The organism is Undibacterium sp. Tian12W (assembly GCF_049339405.1).
Classification (GTDB): domain Bacteria; phylum Pseudomonadota; class Gammaproteobacteria; order Burkholderiales; family Burkholderiaceae_D; genus Undibacterium.
This window is the reverse complement of the sequence record NZ_JBMPPK010000043.1, coordinates 1-19,564: the sequence shown is the minus strand read 5'-3', so window position 1 is coordinate 19,564 and position 19,564 is coordinate 1. Positions and strand designations below refer to the sequence as shown.

At 52.3% G+C, this 19,564-nt stretch carries 23 protein-coding genes; 13 read left to right on the top strand and 10 right to left on the bottom strand.

Features of this window, described 5'->3' with window-relative positions:
• The first annotated feature begins 116 nt into the window (after window positions 1–116).
• Window positions 117–533 (top strand): HEAT repeat domain-containing protein, encoded by a 417-nt coding sequence (locus ACO0LI_RS29965; protein WP_423037530.1) that lies wholly within the window; start codon window positions 117–119, stop codon window positions 531–533.
• 325 nt (window positions 534–858) lie between these two features.
• Here the strand turns inward: ACO0LI_RS29965 and ACO0LI_RS29960 are convergent, their stop codons facing one another.
• From ACO0LI_RS29960 to ACO0LI_RS29940, 5 genes are all read right to left on the bottom strand, one after another.
• Window positions 859–1,287, bottom strand: coding sequence for a hypothetical protein (locus ACO0LI_RS29960; RefSeq protein ID WP_423037528.1), 429 nt, complete (start codon window positions 1,285–1,287; stop codon window positions 859–861).
• A gap of 99 nt (window positions 1,288–1,386) precedes the next feature.
• Complete coding sequence (locus ACO0LI_RS29955; protein ID WP_423037527.1) at window positions 1,387–1,710, bottom strand: hypothetical protein; 324 nt, start codon at window positions 1,708–1,710, stop codon at window positions 1,387–1,389.
• A gap of 484 nt (window positions 1,711–2,194) precedes the next feature.
• Window positions 2,195–2,719, bottom strand: a complete 525-nt coding sequence (locus ACO0LI_RS29950; RefSeq protein ID WP_423037525.1) for a hypothetical protein — start codon at window positions 2,717–2,719, stop codon at window positions 2,195–2,197.
• 48 nt (window positions 2,720–2,767) lie between these two features.
• Window positions 2,768–3,919: a branched-chain amino acid ABC transporter substrate-binding protein gene (locus ACO0LI_RS29945; protein WP_423037523.1), complete on the bottom strand. Its 1,152-nt coding sequence runs from the start codon at window positions 3,917–3,919 to the stop codon at window positions 2,768–2,770.
• 235 nt (window positions 3,920–4,154) lie between these two features.
• On the bottom strand, window positions 4,155–5,147 hold the full coding sequence (locus ACO0LI_RS29940) for a LysR family transcriptional regulator (protein ID WP_423037521.1): 993 nt from the start codon (window positions 5,145–5,147) through the stop codon (window positions 4,155–4,157).
• Between the two features lie 268 nt (window positions 5,148–5,415).
• Here ACO0LI_RS29940 and ACO0LI_RS29935 point away from each other — a divergent pair, with 268 nt between their 5' ends.
• The 5 genes from ACO0LI_RS29935 to ACO0LI_RS29915 all read left to right on the top strand — a co-directional run bounded on the left by ACO0LI_RS29935 (window position 5,416) and on the right by ACO0LI_RS29915 (window position 9,143).
• The gene (locus ACO0LI_RS29935; RefSeq protein WP_423037519.1) at window positions 5,416–5,895 is read left to right on the top strand and encodes a hypothetical protein; all 480 of its coding nucleotides are present in this window, start codon (window positions 5,416–5,418) and stop codon (window positions 5,893–5,895) included.
• Entirely contained in the window at window positions 5,846–6,760 is a 915-nt protein-coding gene (locus ACO0LI_RS29930) for a HipA domain-containing protein (protein ID WP_423037517.1), read from the top strand. The genes ACO0LI_RS29935 and ACO0LI_RS29930 overlap by 50 nt, the downstream gene beginning before the upstream one ends.
• 64 nt (window positions 6,761–6,824) lie before the next feature.
• Window positions 6,825–7,376 carry a hypothetical protein gene (locus ACO0LI_RS29925; RefSeq protein ID WP_423037515.1) on the top strand — a complete coding sequence of 184 codons (552 nt, stop codon included), beginning with the start codon at window positions 6,825–6,827 and terminating at the stop codon, window positions 7,374–7,376.
• Between the two features lie 185 nt (window positions 7,377–7,561).
• Entirely contained in the window at window positions 7,562–8,149 is a 588-nt protein-coding gene (locus ACO0LI_RS29920) for a hypothetical protein (protein WP_423037513.1), read from the top strand.
• 94 nt (window positions 8,150–8,243) lie between these two features.
• On the top strand, window positions 8,244–9,143 hold the full coding sequence (locus tag ACO0LI_RS29915; protein ID WP_423037511.1) for an amino acid ABC transporter substrate-binding protein: 900 nt from the start codon (window positions 8,244–8,246) through the stop codon (window positions 9,141–9,143).
• A 370-nt stretch (window positions 9,144–9,513) separates the two neighbouring features.
• Here the strand turns inward: ACO0LI_RS29915 and ACO0LI_RS29910 are convergent, their stop codons facing one another.
• Both ACO0LI_RS29910 and ACO0LI_RS29905 read right to left on the bottom strand, forming a co-directional pair.
• Complete coding sequence (locus ACO0LI_RS29910) at window positions 9,514–10,677, bottom strand: M20 aminoacylase family protein (protein ID WP_423037532.1); 1,164 nt, start codon at window positions 10,675–10,677, stop codon at window positions 9,514–9,516.
• Window positions 10,678–10,693: 16 nt separating this feature from the next.
• Window positions 10,694–11,932 carry a diaminopropionate ammonia-lyase gene (locus ACO0LI_RS29905; protein ID WP_423037509.1) on the bottom strand — a complete coding sequence of 413 codons (1,239 nt, stop codon included), beginning with the start codon at window positions 11,930–11,932 and terminating at the stop codon, window positions 10,694–10,696.
• Window positions 11,933–12,072: 140 nt separating this feature from the next.
• On the opposite strand from ACO0LI_RS29905, the gene ACO0LI_RS29900 reads away from it, so the two are divergent.
• The 6 genes from ACO0LI_RS29900 to ACO0LI_RS29875 all read left to right on the top strand — a co-directional run bounded on the left by ACO0LI_RS29900 (window position 12,073) and on the right by ACO0LI_RS29875 (window position 16,916).
• Window positions 12,073–12,564, top strand: coding sequence for an Lrp/AsnC family transcriptional regulator (locus ACO0LI_RS29900; protein WP_423037507.1), 492 nt, complete (start codon window positions 12,073–12,075; stop codon window positions 12,562–12,564).
• A 296-nt stretch (window positions 12,565–12,860) separates the two neighbouring features.
• Complete coding sequence (locus tag ACO0LI_RS29895; protein WP_423037505.1) at window positions 12,861–13,616, top strand: gamma-glutamyl-gamma-aminobutyrate hydrolase family protein; 756 nt, start codon at window positions 12,861–12,863, stop codon at window positions 13,614–13,616.
• Between the two features lie 36 nt (window positions 13,617–13,652).
• The gene (locus ACO0LI_RS29890; RefSeq protein WP_423037503.1) at window positions 13,653–14,906 is read left to right on the top strand and encodes a D-amino acid dehydrogenase; all 1,254 of its coding nucleotides are present in this window, start codon (window positions 13,653–13,655) and stop codon (window positions 14,904–14,906) included.
• A gap of 29 nt (window positions 14,907–14,935) precedes the next feature.
• Entirely contained in the window at window positions 14,936–15,841 is a 906-nt protein-coding gene (locus tag ACO0LI_RS29885) for an ornithine cyclodeaminase family protein (RefSeq protein ID WP_423037501.1), read from the top strand.
• Window positions 15,842–15,964: 123 nt separating this feature from the next.
• The gene (locus tag ACO0LI_RS29880) at window positions 15,965–16,171 is read left to right on the top strand and encodes a hypothetical protein (RefSeq protein WP_423037499.1); all 207 of its coding nucleotides are present in this window, start codon (window positions 15,965–15,967) and stop codon (window positions 16,169–16,171) included.
• A gap of 79 nt (window positions 16,172–16,250) precedes the next feature.
• Complete coding sequence (locus ACO0LI_RS29875; protein ID WP_423037497.1) at window positions 16,251–16,916, top strand: site-2 protease family protein; 666 nt, start codon at window positions 16,251–16,253, stop codon at window positions 16,914–16,916.
• Window positions 16,917–16,982: 66 nt separating this feature from the next.
• Here ACO0LI_RS29875 and ACO0LI_RS29870 read toward each other — a convergent pair whose 3' ends face one another.
• Window positions 16,983–17,432, bottom strand: coding sequence for a hypothetical protein (locus tag ACO0LI_RS29870; RefSeq protein ID WP_423037495.1), 450 nt, complete (start codon window positions 17,430–17,432; stop codon window positions 16,983–16,985).
• Window positions 17,433–17,550: 118 nt separating this feature from the next.
• Between ACO0LI_RS29870 and ACO0LI_RS29865 the strand changes: the two genes are divergently transcribed.
• Window positions 17,551–18,177 (top strand): LysE family translocator, encoded by a 627-nt coding sequence (locus ACO0LI_RS29865; RefSeq protein WP_422954057.1) that lies wholly within the window; start codon window positions 17,551–17,553, stop codon window positions 18,175–18,177.
• 102 nt (window positions 18,178–18,279) lie between these two features.
• Here ACO0LI_RS29865 and ACO0LI_RS29860 read toward each other — a convergent pair whose 3' ends face one another.
• Both ACO0LI_RS29860 and ACO0LI_RS29855 read right to left on the bottom strand, forming a co-directional pair.
• Complete coding sequence (locus ACO0LI_RS29860; RefSeq protein ID WP_422954058.1) at window positions 18,280–18,771, bottom strand: hypothetical protein; 492 nt, start codon at window positions 18,769–18,771, stop codon at window positions 18,280–18,282.
• Between the two features lie 99 nt (window positions 18,772–18,870).
• Window positions 18,871–19,197: a hypothetical protein gene (locus ACO0LI_RS29855; RefSeq protein ID WP_422954059.1), complete on the bottom strand. Its 327-nt coding sequence runs from the start codon at window positions 19,195–19,197 to the stop codon at window positions 18,871–18,873.
• Window positions 19,198–19,564: the final 367 nt, after the last annotated feature.

Sequence of the window (19,564 nt, the reverse complement as noted above, 5' to 3'; positions counted from 1 at the left end):
CTGAAGAAGTTGGGGATACAACTCCCCAATTCTTGATGAAAATCATGTTCAGCAGCACGTTTTATGCTTTGACTGGAACATGATTTTGTAATTGATGGAAATTAGAACTTAATCAGATGTTCCTTAAACACAAATCATCAAGAGCACGCAATTTTGCAGCCAGCGCCTTATCAGAACTGAGGGGCCCGCAAAGCCAGGCTGAAACTGACACCCTGCTGAGTTTGCTGGAAGACAGTGACAAAATGGTACAGCTCAGCGCTATCGAGGCATTGAAACATGCCAAATCCTATCGTGCCATCGATACACTGATTGATAAACTGCATCGCAGCAAGCCAGGAATGCAGGTCTATATCATTAGGACATTAGCCGACATAGGCGACAGACGCGCCCTGCCTGCATTAAAAGAACTACAGTCCAGTTTCCCTGCGCAACTCGATAGCAAACGATACGCCAGCGCCCGTGGCGATGACCCCTCACCTGCGGATTTCAAATCAAGCGTCGATGAGGCGATCAGGCGATTCGGGCAACAGTGATTTTATAGACGAAGTCTTTGCCGGCCATCGTTCATCTGGCAAAGCATGATGAACTCAAGTATGCAAACCAGGTGATCAGTCGGCCCCTACAAACCGGGCACCAACTCCCACATGCGGCGCATTGCAATACGCCTCACCTTACAGCTGCATCACGGCGGTATCACGGCGGTATTTGCAGCTTGGGTATGCGCAAATCCTGACCTGTAGGGTGCGCCATGCGCACCGATATCACGACGAAAAAACGCGCCACATCACCATGGCGCGTTTTTCCTTCCTACTGAACTACTCTTAATTTACTACCAAATTTACAGCTCACGCCGCAAACTTATTTCACTGCTGGAGTTGCTGTCTTGCCTGTACCTGCGGTTGCCACTTTGCCTGCATCAGTTTTCACTTCAGCCTTGATTTCTGTTTTTGCTTCAGCTTTTACGTCTGGTTTGACTTCTGTTTTCACTTCAGTCTTTGCCTTCGCATGTTTTTCATGCTTGACGTGTTTTTCATGTTTCTCTGCAGTTTTTTCTACTGCTGCAGTTTTAGTCTCAACCGCTGGTGTTACCGCCGCAGTGGTAGTTGTCACTGCGCTTGTTACTGCCTTGCCAGTTGGAGCAGGTGTCGCTACGGCTGGTGTTGCGGCAGTCGTAGTCACTGCTACAGGTGCTGCGCTTGTTTTTGCTGCAGTAGTTGCCGGTGTCTGTGCAAATGCGCTACCCATCAAAACGGTAGAAGCGATCAGGGCGGTAATAAGTTTGTTCATGGTGATAGTCCTTAATATGTCTGTGAGCGGTTTGTTTTTTACTTGATTCACCGGCAGCGTCTGGCTGCCGGTATGCGTTCTACAACTGCTGGTTAAAACTTATTTCGATGCTGCGCTGGCTGCGGCAGATGCACCTGCTGCTTTTGCTTCTTTCTTGGTGTGCTTGGTGTGTTTTGCAGCTTTTTCACCTGTATGCATTACTGGCTTGGCTTCAGGAGCAGATGCTGCCGGTGCCGCAGAAGCACTGGCTGAGGCAGAAGCGGCAACTACTTTGGCTGCTGGTGCAGATTTCGCTACGCTCGCTGCGGCAGCGGCTGTTGCTGGCTTGGAAGCAGCAGTAGCAGATGCAGAAGCTGGTGTCTGTGCAAAGGCGCTACCCATAACAACTGTGGAAGCGATGATGGCGGTGATCAGTTTGTTCATGATATTTCCCTCTTTATGTTTGGGTTGCTTGCTAAGTTTGTGTTTCGTTTTTGCGTTTCGTAGTCACGCTACGTAAGCCAAAAACGCCGCCCGGATACATTGCGTTGACGCAAAAAACCACAGGACGTGGGGCTTAGTGTTGTTGTTCTAAACGGCAGGTAGCTTGTCAACCGATCACCAGGCTCATGCGTTACGCGCGTAGGAACAATAAAAAACGACGCCGTGTTTACTGCACGGCGTCGTTTTTTGTAGGGTGCGTCTTGACGCACCATCTCTTCAATGATCAGGAGCATGTAGAAAGACGGTGCGTCAAGACGCACCCTACTGGTTTGCTATCAACTGCAGGAGCGGCTTAACCTGATATGTGTGTTTGACGTCCAGTAGGGTGCGCCGTGCGCACCGGGTTTTTGATTTAAATGCCGGCAATATGTTGATCAAGAACGGTGCGCACGGCGCACCCTACGGGCGGTAATTCTCGCTCGTCTCACAAAAAATTCTTGACCTTGCGCACCCCGCGTCTGCCCCAGCGGCGGGCTGTTCTTTGCGACTGGCTGACGCGGTCAAGCTGCACGCAGCGCAGGTGTGAACTGATGCTCTGGTCTATGTTCCACAAGGCCTGGGTGATAAGCAAATCCATTTCCGTGGTGAATTTACCTGCTACGGGTGCCGTGGTGCTCGCACGCGATGTATCTGCCATGCTGATGCGCCAGGCGTCTTCCAGCGTGATGCCGCCTGCAGGTTTGGCGAGGTTCCAGTGCAGGCTGTTTTCTGTTGCAGAGATCAAGCCTTCATCCTGCAGGCGCAGGCAGATTTTACGGATGGCATATTTGCTCATGCCACAGTGCTTTGCCAGTTGATCCAGCCTTACCTCTGCCGGAGCCGCGGCGACAAAATGTTCGAGCACCCTGGCCAGTTTGCGGAACATACCGTATTGGGATGCGGGTAAAAATTGTGCTGTGCTCAAACTCATGGCTGAATCTTTCTTGATGCTCTCTTTGATACTTTCCATGCATGGCGCATACAGACAGCGCAGGTGCCATGCGTACTCAGAAAACGATTAATGTGTTACCGCGATCAGTTCGCGCTTACCACCCTTATAGGTATATAAAGTTAGAGTGCCGTCACGGATATCACCACGCGCATCAAATGCGATTTCACCTGTCACACCCTTGTGGTTAATCTTGGCCAGTTCTGGCAGGTATTTGGCGGGTTCGGCTGAATTGGCTTTTTGCATGGCGGCCACCATGGTCATCACGCCATCATAGGCATAAGGTGCATTCAGCACGACTTCGTGACCATATTTTTTGCTGAAGTTGGCTTTGAACTTGACCAGGTCTGCCTTCTTGCCCTCTTCTACCCCGCCCGCCTCGGCACAGATCACATTGCCTTCACCGATGGCATCGCCGGCCAGTTGTGCCAGATCTGTCGAGCAGATACCGTCACCGCCCATGAACTTGACTTTCAGGCCCAGTTGCTTGATTTGCTTGAGCATGGGGCCGCCTACTGCATCCATGCCCCCAAAGAAAATCAAATCAGGATTGGTCGATTTAATGGTGGTCAGGATAGCGCTGAAATTGGTCGCCTTGTCGGTCGTGTATTGACGCGAAACGATCTTGGCAGAGGCAAGTTTGCCTGTTGCACCTTTGACGAATTCATCTGCCACGCCTTGTCCATACGCGGTGCGGTCATCAATCACGGCGATATTTTTTGCTTTCAGCATTTGCACTGCATAGCGGCCCAGCGTGCCACCGAGCTGGCCGTCATTGGCAACCACACGGAAAGCCGTCTTGTAGCCCTGCATCGTGTATTGGGGGTTGGTCGCCGACGGTGAAATTTCCGGGATACCGGCATCGCTGTAAATTCTTGAAGAAGGAATAGTCGTGCCAGAATTCATGTGGCCGATAACACCATTGACTTTGGCATCCACGAGTTTTTGCGCCACGGTAGTAGCCAGCTTTGGCTCTCCCGCATCGTCTTCTGACAGCAATTCAAACTTGGCCTTCTTGCCACCTATGGTGACACCCTTGGCATTGAGTTCATCCACGGCCATGCGTGCACCCTCTTCAGTATCTTTGCCCATGTGTGCAGACGGCCCGGACAAGGGGCTGACATGGCCTATTCTTACCAGCAGGTCCTGGGCATTGGCATTACCTGCCAGCAGGATGCCTGCAGAAGATGCGGCGGCGATGAGTTTGATGGTCGTGGACATAGGTATTCCTCTCTGTATGGGTTTTAGGTATTTGTTTTCGGTTTCGCCTTTCGGTGATGAATGATTGTCTGGCGCATCTCAATGCACAAGGCAATAATTCTAAGGGTATGAATTAGCAAGACTAATGCGTAAAGACAGGCCGTGCCCAGTGCAGGAACGGTGGCCAAGAGGGAAAGGATGGATTAGCAGAGGTAATACGATTGCGCTTGATCTGCTGTTGCAGCAAGCCAGAAAATCAGACCAGGCGCGCAATACCTGACAAAATGGCATTACGCTGTGTTTCAAATTCGCGACACTCTTCGGTCAGCCAGTCTTTGAAGATGTTGACAGACTTTTTATTACCCACATGTTCATTGATGACTAAAAAATAAGCCGCGCTGGCCTTGACGCAGATAGGCACGGTAGGCTGCAACTGCCCCTGGCTGAGTTCATCCAGTATCAATGAAGTGCGCGCCATTGCCATGCCCTGCCCATAAGTGGCGGCATTGATGGCGAGATGCGAGAGATTATATTGATGGCCGTGGCGCACAAAGTCCTGCACCTCATTGTCACTACACTGGGTAGCGATACGCATCCACTCGCCCCATTCTGCATAGGGCGGCGCGTTCTCCCACGGTGAATCATCATGCAGCAAAATGTGCTCAGTAAAATCAGATGCCAGCGCCAGCGCCGGGTAACGCGCGAGGTAATCATTGTTGGCCACCGGCAGCAGGTATTCAGACATCAGCCTGCTGGCATGGTGATTACTCTGGTCTGGCCCCTGGCCGTACAGCACCAGGATGTCGATGGACTCTGCACTCATCTTCAGCGCACTCATGCCAAACAGCTCGCCACGCAAGTGGATTTCTATCTCTGGGTACAGCCGCCCAAAGCCACTGAGCCTGGGCATGAGCCACATCATCGAAAACGAGGGCGAAGAGCGTATCGCCACGCTCTTGTTATTCAGGCTGGGTTGTATCGCCTGCAATTGCAATTCCAGTTCTTGCAGCAGACGGTTGACCACCCTGTGCAGCTCGCTACCCTCACGCGTCAGCCGCAGGCTGCGCGTCATGCGCACAAACAGGCGCGCGCCTATCTGCTCTTCCAGCCCCTTGATCTGCTGGCTGACCGCCCCTTGCGTGACATGCAACTCCGCCGCCGCCCGCGTAAAACTCAGGTTGCGCGCCGCTGCATCAAAGTATTTGAGTGCGTGTAAAACCAGGGGAGTAACAAGCTTTTGGGTGCGCATGGGCGGGCTTTAAAAAGTGGGGCTGGGTTGATTATAAGTTTGAAATGTGCGAACCGGGCTAGCAGAATTATGTCATCGTTTATTGGGAACAAAAGCAGACAACATATGCGCGATCAGCGCGACAAATGTCTTTATGGCAAAACATTAAGAATACTTCGCCAAAAAATCTATTCATAAATCTATTCACTAATCTATTCACTAATCTATTCATATAGAGTAACCTCTTCTATGAAAATATCGATATTTTATCTATTCACTCACATCATAAATGCCTAAAAATCAACAACTGGACAAACTCAGGCATTTGCTCATGCAAGGGCCACAGAAAACCGCTGCCATCCTGGCTGCACTGGACATTAGCCAGCCTACGTTTTCGCGCCTGTGGTCTACTGTGAACGATGGTTTAGTGACAGGAGCTGCAAGGGCGCGCAGTTATGCCTTGTTGCGTCAGGTAGCTGGTGTGGATGCGCCAATACCGGTATTCAGGGTGACTGAGCAGGGGCAGATTGAATCCATAGGCAACATCGATCCACTGCAAGGCGCTTATTACGCGCTCACAGGCAAGTCCAGCCTGTTATTCCAGGGCATGCCATATTTTCTGAATGACTTGCGCCCGCAAGGTTTCTTGGGCCGCATGGAGCCAGGCAAAAACCCTGACCTGGATTTGCCAGCAGATATCCTGCGCTGGACAGATGAACATGCCCTCAAATACATTTCACGCCGCAGGCGATCTCATCCTGGGCAATGAGTCGTATGCCAGATATCTCGCCGATGCAGGCAGGATACATGCATCAGTAATACCAGAATCACAGCGTCAGGCGCGCTACCCTGCGATGGCGGAAAACGCCATGCAGGGAGAACCGCCAGGTTCTTCTGCCGGGGGTGAACAACCCAAGTTCACCGCCATCATTCAACGACATGCACAAAGCAGCGCAGCAAAAGAAATTGAGCATGTCATCGTCAAGTTTTCACCGCCTGTGGATACGGCAAATGGTCGCCGCTGGGCTGACCTGCTGATCTGCGAACATCTGGCGCTGGAAACCTTGGCAAACAACCAGATTGCTGCCGCAAAAACCGCACTGCTTGAAGCGGGTGGACGTGTGTTCCTGGAAGTAGCGCGTTTCGACAGAGTGGGCCTGAAAGGCCGCCGCCCCATGGCCACCTTTGCTGCCATGGATGGCGACCTTGGCATGATGGATCAGAAATGGACAGCTGTCGCCCGCGAACTTGCCCGCATGGGGCAGTTGTCTGCAACAGATGTAGAGACAGTTGAAATTCTCGATCTCTACGGCACACTGATAGGCAATACAGACAAACACCACGGCAATATCGCGCTAGCCTGGACATTTGAGCTGCGTCACCATTTACTGCCAGCTTACGACATGCTACCCATGTTCTACCGGCCCAACGCCCATGGCGAGATCGTGCCACGGGCATGGGTGGCTGATCTTGCCGCAGGTCTTAAGTTACGCTATCTGCCCAGATGCCATGACATGGCGCATCAATTCTGGACCACAGTATTACATGACAAGCGCATTTCCCAGGCATACAAAGATGAAGTGGCCGGGCCTCATTTGAATGTGCTGTGTTCCCTGATCAACATGCACAACTGACAGCCTGCGTGCCTGCTAAAATGCTTCGACCTATACAAAACAAATCTGCCATTGCAAACTCAATATGAGTTCTACCCTGATTTTTGATATTACACAAACGGCCTGGACAGACACGCTGAATCTGTTTCCGATCATTCCAATGGTCGCTGGTGCCGTCATGATTGGCATTAATAAGTCACGCAAGCGGCAAGGCTTGCCTGCTTACACCTGGAGCTCACGCTCAGACAAACCTGCCCCTTTTCTACCTTACTTCTTTCTGGGAGTTGGTCTCTTCTTTACAGCACTGATATTCAAGAACAGTTATTCTGGCTATACAAAACTGCGTTCGGAATATGAAGGAGGAAAATGCGACTTCATCGAAGGCAAGGTAGAAAACTTCCATGTGGGTGAAAATATAAAAGGGACGCCGGTAGAGTCTTTTGATATCAAGCAAAAGCAATTTTCCTATTTTGACAAGTCTGACAGAGCTGCCTTTCATCAAACTGCAGCGAATGGCGGCCCCATCAGGGAAAACCAGCAATTGCGCATTGCCCACTGTGATGGTGCCATCGTCAGGCTGGAGATTCTGGATGATGATGCAGCTCCGCCTAATGACACTGGCAAGCAAACGCAATAGTCCCGCTCATGAACACGATTGGGGAAACACTATGCACGTACTTAGCGCAAGATACCAGGCAGCAATGCTGATCATGGCAACTGCATTCAGTTAGCTATTCATCCCGAAGGCATATCCGGCTCAAAACAGCCTCCCTGTTACAATGTGGCAAATATACAAGATATGCCAGCCACCGCAAAATCACCATGAGCTACACCCTGTATTTTGACTTGACCCAAAAAGTATGGACAGATTTTCTGACGCCTGTCCCGCTCATTCCCCTGAGTATCGGTGTAGTTGGCATCGCCCTGAATATCGCGCGCAAGCGGCGCGGCCTGCCTGCGTATCGCTGGAGTTCAAGCCCGGATAAACCAGCCCCTTTTTTACCCTATCTCTTTCTCGGTATTGGCCTGTTCACAAGCTGGATGGCATTTCGCGACGGTTATCTTGCCTACACAGAGCTGCGCGCTGAATATGATGCAGGAAAATGCGAAATCATCGAAGGCAAGATTGAGAACCTGATTTTGCATAAAAAGAAGGGGGACCCGCCAAGTTCATTTGATGTCTGGCCCAAACACTACCCCTATCGAAGGTGGCTTAATACCGCCGCCTTTCATGTTAGCGGAAGTGACAATGCTCCCATCAAAGAAGGTCTGCAAGTCAGGATCACTGATTGCAGCGGTGCCATCGTCAAACTGGAAATCGAGAAAGATGTGCCAGCCGCCCAGGCAATCGTGGATACTCCAAACGACCCGGTAGCCAAACCAAGCGTCAGCGACAATAAAGCCCAATAGCCCTGCTAATAGGCCTGATTAGAAATTTTAGTTTGTTGAGCAAGGCTGCAAGCCCCCACAATCGCCAGCATCTTGAACACGATGGGGAAATTTCATGCATGCCCACTCTACCCGCAAACTGCCAGCCATGTTATTGATGGCCGCTATCAGCATCAGCAACTCAGCAATGGCGGGCGAGACGCTGGAGCGCATCAGCCTCAGTGGCAGGATCGTGCTGGCGACCAGGGATGCGTCGATTCCTTTTTCATACAAGGACAATCATGGCAAACCCCTGGGGTACACCGTAGATATCTGTCTCAAACTGGTCGATGCCATCAGGCTGCAACTGAAGCGGCCTGATTTGCGCATAGACTATATACAGGTGACGCCGTCCAGCCGTTTCAAGGCCATCATTGAGGGTCAGGCGGATCTGGAGTGCGGGCCTACCACCAACACTGCAGAGCGGCGTGCGCTGGTGGGTTTTACGATTGCGAATTTTATTGCCAGTGCCAAGATGCTGGTCAAAAAAGACTCTGGTATACGCAACTGGGCAGACTTGCGCAACAAGACCATCGTCACCACGGCGGCCACCACCAATGCCAAGTCGATCGCTGACCGGAATGACGTGGGTGCCTTGCGCATCACCCTGCTGGAGGCGAAAGATGACCTGGAATCTTTCCACCAGGTAGAAACCGGCAAGGCTGATGCCTTTGCCATGGATGATGTCTTGTTATATGGCTTGAAGGCCATGTCCGCTCACCCGGCAGATTATCAGGTCGTTGCCAGCCCGCTGACGGTGGAGCCATATGCCATCATGTTTTCCAAAAACGATATCGAACTGAAAAAACTCATGGATGCAGAAATGGCCAGGATCATTTATAACGGCGATGTCGAAAAGTTGTACAAAAAATGGTTCAACAATCCCATCCCGCCATCTGGTGTGAATCTGGACATGCCAATGAATGCCTTGTTGCGTAATTCGTTTCAGTTTCCGTCTGATAAGGTGGCGGATTGAGGTAAGTATTTGTGTAGTGGTCAGATATAAAAAACACAATTTAATTCCTTCTCTTTAAAGAGGTGTAGTCAAGGTTTCACAAAACATGTTTTTACTGGCAGATTCAAACCGCCCGCAGATATCCCCTCCCCTTCAAGGGGAGGGTTAGGGTGGGGATGGGGTTCGGTTGATCAACTTCACACTTCATTTGCCAAAGAAACCCATCCCCATCCCGACCTTCCCCTTGAAGGAGAAGGAGTCAAAAACAAACCCGCTGCGCCACTTACAGATGGCTTAAGCATTTGCGGCACAAAGCTATACCTTGCGAATTCCCGAAAATCTCCCTTTGAAGGGGTGGTATCTTAAAAGAATCATTTCGAGCTACCAAAGCTCACCCCTCACCCAACTCCAGCCGCACAATCTCAGCAAAATACTGCGCCCCCGTCACCAAAATTTCATCATTGAAATCATAGCCAGCATTGTGCAAGGGAATGCCACCCTGGTCGAGTGCGACACCATTGCCGATGAAGCTGAAGTTACCCGGCACGACTTGCAGGAAAGCGCCAAAGTCTTCAGAGATCATCATGGGCTGCACGTTGGCATCGACCTTCTCTTTGCCAACGATGTTGGCGGCGGCCCTGGTGGCGACATCGACAAACTCGGTTGAATTAACAGTCGGGGCAAATTCATGGGTATATTCAAACATGCATTCTGCACCGTGCATGTGGCAAATTCCCTCACTGATGTCGCGCATGCGCTGTTCCAGCATGGCTTGCACCTCGCGCGAATAACTGCGGGTATCGCCCTTGATGGTGACGTTCGATGGAATCACGTTCCTGATGCCGTCAGTGATGAATTCAGTACAGGAGATCACTGCCTGCAAACCCGGATCAAGATTGCGCGAAACGATGGTTTGCAAGGCCAGCACGATTTGCGAGGCGATGACGATGGGGTCTATGCCCATGTGCGGCCTGGCTGCATGGGTGCCACGTGCCTTGATGTGGATGACAAAATTATCTTCCGAAGCCATGATGCCGCCTGCGCGGGTAGCGAAAGAACCTGCAGGCATGCCCGGCATATTGTGCACGCCAAAAATCGCAGCGACGGGGAAGCGTTCAAACAGGCCATCCTGCATCATGGCCTTGGCACCGCGCCCGTGTTCTTCTGCCGGTTGAAAGATAAAGCGCACCGTGCCATTGAAGTCTGGCCTGGCTGTCAACAGGCGGGCTGCGCCCAGCACCATGGCCATGTGACCGTCGTGCCCGCAGGCGTGCATTTTGCCATGCGTGCATGAGGCATGTGGCCTGCCGGGGGCGTTCTCGGTAATGTGCAGGGCATCCATGTCGGCGCGCAAGCCTATCGACCTTGTGCCATTGCCTGCGGTGAAATTGGCCACCAGGCCGGTGCCGCCTATGCCGCGATGCACTTCCAGCCCCATGTCCTGCAAGGCTTTGGCGACATAATCAGCGGTTGCGACTTCTTCAAAACCTGTCTCTGGATGCTGGTGCAAATGCTTGCGCCAGGCCAGCAATTCTGTCTGCAATGCTGATTCCAATGCTGATTCCAATGATTCATTCATGATGCCTGACCTTCCAGGAATTTTGTTGAGCAAGTACCGCTTGTGCCGATACGCCAAGCAAGTCGTGATATACCGTGGCTGCGGTTGCGCCTTCAGTATTGATGACCAGTACCCTGGAGCTGGCATCCAGGCCCACTTGCTTCATGCAGACCTTGTTGCTGCAAATGCTTAACAGGCCTGCCAGGCCTGCCACACCAGATTCACCGGCGACTATGGGTATATCCGCCTCGCTACCTGCGGCCAGCACGCGCATGGCCTGGATGGCGAGTTCATCTTCTATCGTCAAAAAATAATCTACCGCAGGCTGCAAGAAGCGCCAGGCCAGAGGTGAAGTCTCGCCGCAAGCCAGGCCCGCCATGACAGAGTCGATAGAACCCAGCGCCCTGCTCGCCCGGCCATGCAGCGCGCTTTGGTAAAGGCAATCTGCCTGTGCAGGTTCTACCACGATAAAGCGCGGGCGGTTGACACCATACAATTCCCAGAAATAACTGACGATACCCGCCGCCAGGCCACCGACGCCACCCTGTAAAAAGATGTGGGAATACGCGCTTTTTCCATCAGACCCGGCGCCTTGCTCCACCAGCTCGGCAGCGATGGTGCCGTAGCCTTGCATGACATCACGCGGGATATCTTCATAACCTTCATACGAGGTATCTGAAATCACCTGCCAGTCATTAGTGCGTGCCAGCTCGGCGGCTACTGTTACCGATTCATCATAATTACCGGTAATGCGTACTATGCGGGCACCATAGGCCGCAATCGCCGCTTCGCGCTCTGCACTGACATGCGCATGCAAGACTATCACGCACTGGCAGCCTGCAGACCTTGCAGCTGCCGCCAGGCTGCGCCCATGGTTGCCATCCGTGGCGCTGATGACGGTGTAGTCTTGCAGCAATGGTGCGTAACGGCCTGCCAGCACCTGCTCCGGCTCAATATCCTGCGCAGGGTAAAGCCGCATAACCTGCCGCACCAGCGCAACAGGCGCACCCAATGCCTTGAAACTGCCCAGTGGCGAGCGGACTGATTCATCCTTGACGTGAATGGCTCCCACCTGCAATTTGCCTGCCAGATCAGGCAAGGCATACAGCGGCGTTGCAGCGCGGGCCAGCTCTGCCCACGGTGCCAGCCAGCACTGGCTCTGCTTTGCACTCTCTATATTCATGATGGCTGCAAGATCAACAGGATAAGCGGAATAGGGCCGGCGTACAGCGTGTGGGTTAGATAACAGCATGCCATTTCCTGACAATGGTGAGCAATTGACTGAAATAATATTCCGTAGTGAGTGGTAAGATTTACGAAAATAACGCAGATATACGCAAATTCTTTGCATAAATAAGCATAACTGAACATAAAAAGGATGGCGCAGCCTATATGATTACCCTAGACAATTTTGACCGCCGTCTGTTGGCAGAAATTCAGCAAGACAGCAGCCTGCCACAAAGCACTTTGGGAGAAAGGGTTAATCTCTCCACCGCCGCCGTCAACCGCCGCCTCAAGCGCCTCAGTGACGACAAGGTCATAGAACGCTATAGCGCACAACTGCGCCCCGATGCGCTGGGCTACCCGCTGACCATCGTCGTCGAAGTGGAGGTAGAAAACGAACGCATGGATTTGCTTGACACCATGAAAACCGCCTTTCTCGCCTGCCCCCAGGTGCAGCAGTGTTATTACGTTGCTGGCGAATGTGATTTTGTTTTGATCTTCATCGTGCGCGACATGGCGCAATACACCGAACTGACCCGGCAGCTTTTCTTTGAAAGCAATAATGTCAAACGGTTTAAAACCCTTGTTGCGATGAGCAGGGTGAAGACGGGGCTGGATGTGCCTGTGGATGAAGTGGACGTTATCAGTTTTTCGAAATAATTTTCGAGCAGAAAATGCCATGAAAATCCCCTCCCCTTCAAGGGAGAGGGTTAGGGTGGGGATGGGGTTCGGTTGATCAATTTCTCATTTCATTTACTAAAGAAACCCATCCCCATCCCAACCTTCCCCTTGAAGGGGAAGGGGTCTAAAAAGTCATCCGCGCAGCTTAATTCTCACAAAACCCCCATGCATTAGAAAAACTAATACCTGAACATAGAATTCATGGTTTGCGTTGAGTGTTTTGAACAGGGATGATGGCAACATCAAACCTATCAAAAACAATCAAAACAAAACCCATGACCAGCTCTCCACCGCCCCGCATAGGCATCACCCCCGACCGCAGCGCTGCTGCAAGCGATATTGAAGCCCTGTTCTTTGTACGCCGTAATTATTGCGCAGCAATCAGCGACAATGGTGGCGTGCCGCTGGTGCTACCTTATGACATGGATGCGGTAGAGACTTATCTTGATCAGATTGATGGCCTGCTCATCACTGGCGGCATGTTTGATGTCAATCCCGCCCTGTACGGCATGCCTGCGCGCTATCCTGAAAAAATGGCCCTCAAGGAAGACCGCACCGCCTTTGAGCAAGCCATGCTGCGCGCCGCCATTGCGCGTGACATACCGGTGCTGGGCATCTGCGGTGGCATGCAACTGATAGCCGTTGAGATGGGTGCGACACTGCTGCAGCACATCCCCTCTGATATTGCCACCACCATTGAACACAAACAGGCGGACGATTGCGATCTGGCCAGCCATGCCATTCACATTCGCCAGGGCAGCAAGTTGCGGGCGATTCTGGGTGTCGAAACCTGCGAGGTCAACAGCCTGCATCACCAGTCCGTTGCTTCCTCTACCGACAAGGTCAAGGTAGCAGCCGTGGCCGATGATGGCGTGGTCGAAGCTATAGAAGTGCCGTCACTATCATTTTGCATGGGTGTGCAATGGCACCCTGAATACCGGGTCAATGCCAGCGAAAAAAACCTGTTCACCGCCCTGCTTGCAGCGGCGCGGGAAAGCGCTGCACGACACCGGACTGCCATCAGCGCCTGATTAATTTTCACTCACCAAGTATTCAATAAATCTATCATGAAAGTTTGTATCATCGGCGCAGGTGTCATCGGCCTCACTACTGCGTATGCACTGGCAAGACGCGGTCATGATGTCAGCATTGTTGAGGCGCATGATGGTGCCGGTGAAGGTGCCAGTTTTGGCAATGGGGCGCAGCTCAGTTACTCTTATGTTGCACCGCTGGCTGATCCTTCAGTCTGGGCCAGCATGCCCTCTTATCTGTTGAACCCCGATTCACCTTTAAGCTGGCATCCTGCCCTTGAGCTGGCTCAATGGAAATGGTTGTGCAGTTTTTTACTCGCCTGTAACCAGCGCAAATCGCGGCAGAGCACAGCAGAATTGTTGCGCCTTGCATTCTATAGCCGTAACTGCCTGGCGAATCTGCAGGCGCAACTGGCGCTGGATTTTGATTTGCGCCAGGCAGGCAAGTTGGTCATGTATTCATCTGATGCTGCGCTCAAAGGAGCCGCTGCGCAAGTCGCCTACCAGGCGCAACTGGGTTGTGAGCAGCAAGTTTTATCGACCCAGGCTTGTCTCGATATAGAGCCTGCACTGGCACATGCTGCTGCCCGCTGGGTAGGCGGGGTTTATACGCCGTCTGAAGATGTCGGTGACTGTGCCCGCTTTTGCAGGCAATTGTCTCAGGCATTGACGCAGCACTATCCGAATGTGAAGTTCCTGTACCACACCCAGGTCAATGGCATGCTCATGCAGGCAGGCAAACTACAGGCGCTGCAAACCAGCCAGGGCGATATCAGCGCCGATGCCTTTGTACTGGCAAATGGTTCGCATGCTGCCACCCTGGCTGCCAAGGCAGGCTTGCGCTTGCCTGTCTATCCGCTCAAGGGCTACAGCATCACACTGGATGCGCCAGCGGCGGATACCAGCCTGCCCAGCGTCAGCATCACCGACAGTGCCAGAAAAATCGTCTATGCCCGCATAGGTGAGCGCCTGCGCGTGGCAGGCCGGGTAGAAATAGTTGGGCATGACATGCAGATCAATGCAGCGCGGGCGCAAAGCCTGCTAAAAGAAACACAGGAACTCTTCCCTACGCTCAAGGCAGATACAAACGCCATACACCCCTGGGTAGGCATGCGCCCCGCAACGCCCACTGGCATCCCCATCATAGGCGCATCACCGGTCAGCAATCTCTATCTCAATGCAGGTCACGGCGCACTTGGCTGGACCCTCGCCTGTGGCAGCGCTGAACTGCTGGCCCAGCGAATCGACGGCGAACAGAGTGCGATTGACGCCAGCCCTTATCATTATTAAGCACTATTAAGCACTATTGAGGAAACCACATGCAAGTCATCACAAATGAACAAGTCGCATCGCTGTTAACAGTCAAGGACGCCATCACCGTCATGCGTGAAGCCTTTACCCACTATGCAACCGCAGGTGCCATGCAAGAAAGAGTGCGCATAGACAGCGGCAAGACCAAGCTCAGCGCCATGGGTGCCGTCATCCCTGGCCTGAATGCTGCCGGTGCCAAGATTTACTCCACCATCAATGGCAAATTCACCTTCGTGATTGTCTTGTTCGCGGCTGACGATGGCCGCCTGCTGGCCGTGATGGAAGGCGACACCATGACAGAATTCCGCACCGCTGCCGTCACCGCTGTCGCTGCCGACAAACTGGCGCGGCAAGATGCCACCACCCTGGCCATCTTTGGCACCGGCATACAGGCGCGCGCACACGTCCCCGCCCTGCTCGCCGTGCGCAATTTTAAAGAAGTGCTGGTGGTCGGCATAGAAGGACAAGACGCTTTTGCCCAGCACATTACGACGCAATACGGCATCCCCGCCCGCGCCACCACTGCTGCTGAAGCCGCCAGCCAGGCCGACGTCATCCTCACCGCTACACGATCAGCTACACCGCTGTTTGATGGCAATGACGTCAAACCCGGCGCCTTTGTCGCCGCCATCGGTTCCAGCAAGCCTGACACGCGCGAAGTCGATGATGCCCTGATACGCCGCGCCAGCAAGATCGTCGTTGAATGGAAAAAGCAGGCCGCCTATGAGGCAGGTGATTTGCTCCTGTGCGACCAGAACAGCTTTGCATGGGACGATGTGCTGGAGATGACTGATGTGGTGAAATCTGCACACATACGCAACAGCGAGTCCGACATCATTCTCTACAAGGCTATAGGTGTGGGGCTGGAAGACGTGGCGCTGGCGGAGTTTGTTTATCGTAAGCTGGCTGGGTAAGTTCCTGGTAGGGTGCGCCGTGCGCACCATCGTTGACTTTTCTCAGCGATTTTGAAACAAAAACGGTGCGCACGGCGCACCCTACGAGTTGATAGTCATTCCACCTCAACGGACTTTGCTCACATGGATCCCAACCTGCGCTGGGATGACGACTTTGAGAATACGGCTGGATTGAAGCCGGAAAATTTGATCATCCACCATCGTAGCAATGTCATTCCAGCGCAGGCTGGAATCCAGCGGCGTTCGTCGCATTCATCTAAGCTTGTTATAAGCACGCAAGCCGCCCATCTGCAATTGATGAAGCAGGGCATATTGCAATACGCCGCATGAGCTGAGATAAAAAAAAGCAAATCGCAAACCCTGCCATACAGGCTACAATTACGCCAGCCCTGTTCCCACGTCACCTGCCATGCTCAATCTTCTACTCATTGTTTACATTTGTCTGTTCGTACACCTGTTCAGCATCGCTGCGGCAGGTCGGGTGGCTGGTGTGCGTGTGCTGGAAATATCGATAGGCATGGGGCCAGCGCTGTTCAGGTATAAGAAATTTGTCCTGAAGCTCATCCCCACCGGTGGCTATGTCAAATTTCTTGACAGCCAGGAACACTACGTCAGCGACGCCGATCTACCCTTTGCATTTGACCAGTTAAGTCTGATGCGGAAAATACTGGTCATCTTGCCGGGTTGCGCCGCCCTGCTGTTACTGGCCATGGCCCTGAACGGCGCAGATGCATGGCAAGATTTTTGCACATTTCCCATGCAATTTGTGACGGGTGCTTTGTCCCCTTTTGACACGGCACAGACCCTGCTGCACACAGCTAGCAAGCTGATACAGACCAGTAGTTTTCTGAGCCTGATGGGTATCGTTGCTGCCAAACTGGCTGCTGGTAATTTACTGCCATTAGTGAGCACCAATGGCAGCCAACTCATTATTTTCGTCGCGCAGCGACTTGGCCTGGTCAAGCCTTATCCTGGTCCTATTCACAAGTTTGTCGCATTCGTCAGCATTGCATGCTGGATATCATGGACCCTGGCGATAGTCAGTGTCCCTGTCTTGGCAGCATATGATCTGTAGTATGCGCTGTGCGCACCACTTAAACCCAATCGACGGTAACGCCAACAAATTTCGAAACCGGCATTGCTAACTGCCCTGGACGTTATGAACCTTGCTCGTCACGACCTGACCAAGGTAACGCACAGTCAGGATACCCTCCGTCGATGACGTGGTGAGACCATCAATTTTGCGGGTCACTTTAATGCGGGCACGCAATTTCCCGTCTTCAGAATCGAAACTTAGTATCGGTGATCCCCTGTCTTTCCTGGGGATCAGGCGCATCACTGTCCCATTCAGTTTAATCAGCGCAAACCTGTTTTCTGGATCTGGCATACCGATGATGCAAGGCATGCCACCAGATGTTGAACTTGTGCCAGGAGGATGTCCGGCCTGCCAGTGCTCCTGCGAAGACGTACTGGTTTCGCAATTTTGCACTGGCAAGGTATCCAGCCTCAAAGTATCTGCATACACTTGGACAGGCGATATACACGCCAGCACAAGTGTGACAGACAATAAGATATTTCGCGTGTGGGGCATGGCAGCAATTCCTAGATATACTAAACGGAGAGCTCAATACCGGATTATGCATCAAACATCTAGCAAATATAGAGTCTGCGGTAAAATCTGGCATCCCCGCAACAGCCAAAGGACTCCCATGGAAAACTACGCCCCCCTGCTCGGCATCTGCGCCGCACTCACTGTCGGCGTTGTCAGCCCCGGCCCGAGTTTTGTGATGATAGCCCGCACCGCGATGGCATCTACCCGTGCCGAGGGCGTCAGTGCTGCGATAGGCATGGGCATGGGTGGTACGCTGTTTGCGCTGGCGGCCTTGCTGGGCTTGCAGGGGGTGTTGCTGGCTTTGCCTGTACTGTTTATCGCCCTGAAGGTATTGGGTGGGCTGTACCTGGCATACCTGGGCTTCAAAATCTGGCGTGGTGCGGCTGAGCCTTTGCAGATTGTTGCGACCGAACAATCAGGTGAACGCAATTTGCGTAAATCGCTGTTACTGGGTTTTACTACCCAGGTCAGCAATCCAAAAACATCGATCGTGTATGCCAGCGTGTTTGCCGCCTTCATGCCTGCCACGCAAAGCCTGGGCTTTGATGTTTTGCTGCTGGCTTGTGTCTTCATTATAGAAGCGAGCTGGTATGCGATAGTCGCCGTTGCCCTTTCCTCAGAAAAACCGCGCACGACTTATCTGCGCTACAAACAATGGCTGGACCGCGCTGCAGGTGGCGTCATGATGGCGCTGGGTATCAAGCTGGTGGCATCGGCGCGCTGATACCTGGCTCATCTGTTGCGCATAACAAAAGACGCTTCATCGCGAATGATGAAGCGTCTTTTTTTCAGACCTGATATTGCCTGCTGCTAAAAACCCTGCAACTTATTTTGTTGCTGGCGTTGCTGTCTTGCCTGTGCCTGCTGTTGCAACTTTAGCTGTGTCAGTTTTGACCTCGGCTTTTACTTCTGGCTTGACTTCAGTTTTCGCATCTGTCTTCACTTCAGTTTTTGCCTTGGCATGCTTTTCATGGGTAACATGCTTGGCGTGTTTCTCATGTTTCTCTGCTGTTTTTTCCACAGCTGCAGTTTTGACTTCTAGCGTTGCTGGTGTAGCTGCTGGTGTAACTGCCGGCGTAGTTGCAGGCGTAGTTACAGATGTAGCTGCTGCCGTGGTGTTTGTTGCCATTGCAGTCGTTACTGCCTTGCCAGCTGGTGTTGCTGTGCTTGTTGCGACTGTTGCTGGGGTAGCTGGAGTTGCAGCCGTCACTGCTGGTGTTGCTTTTGCTGGTGTAGCAGTTGTCGCTGCAGGTGTCTGTGCAAATGCGCTACCCATCAAAACTGTGGAAGCGATCAGGGCGGTAATAAGTTTGTTCATGGTGATAATCCTTAATATGTCTGTGAGCGGTTTGTTTTTTTACTTCATTCACCGGCAGCCCGTGCTGCCGGTAAGTGTTCAACAATTACTGATTAAAACTTATTTCGATGCTGCGCTGGCTGCGGCAGATGCACCTGCTGCTTTTGCTTCTTTCTTGGTGTGCTTGGTGTGTTTTGCAGCTTTTTCACCTGTATGCATTACTGGCTTGGCTTCAGGAGCAGATGCTGCTGGTGCTGCAGCAGAAGCACTGGATGATGCAGAAGCGGCTACTACCTTGGCTGCCGGTGAAGATTTCGCTACACTCGCTGCTGCTGCGGCTGTTGCTGGTTTGGATGCAGCAGTAGCAGATGCGGATGCTGGTGTCTGTGCAAAGGCGCTACCCATAACAACTGTGGAAGCGATGATGGCGGTGATCAGTTTTTTCATGATATTTCCCTCTTTATGTTTGGGTTGCTTGCTAAGTTTTGTACTTCGTTTTGCGTTTCGTTTTTCGTCTCGTAGTGTCGCTACGTAAGCCAAAAACGCCGGCCGGATACATTGCGTTGACGCAAAAAACCACAGGACATGAGGCTTAGTGTTGTTGTTCTAAACGGCAGGTAGCTTGTCAACCGATCACCAGGCTCATGCGTTACGCGCGTAGGAACAATAAAAAACGACGCCTGCAAATGAACTGAACCCCAAAAGTTGGACACCAACTTTTGGGGTTTTTTCATGACTAAATACGACGAGCAGTTCAAGTTGAAAATAGTGCGGAAGTATCTTGCTCATAAAGGAGGATATAGAGCGCTTGCTG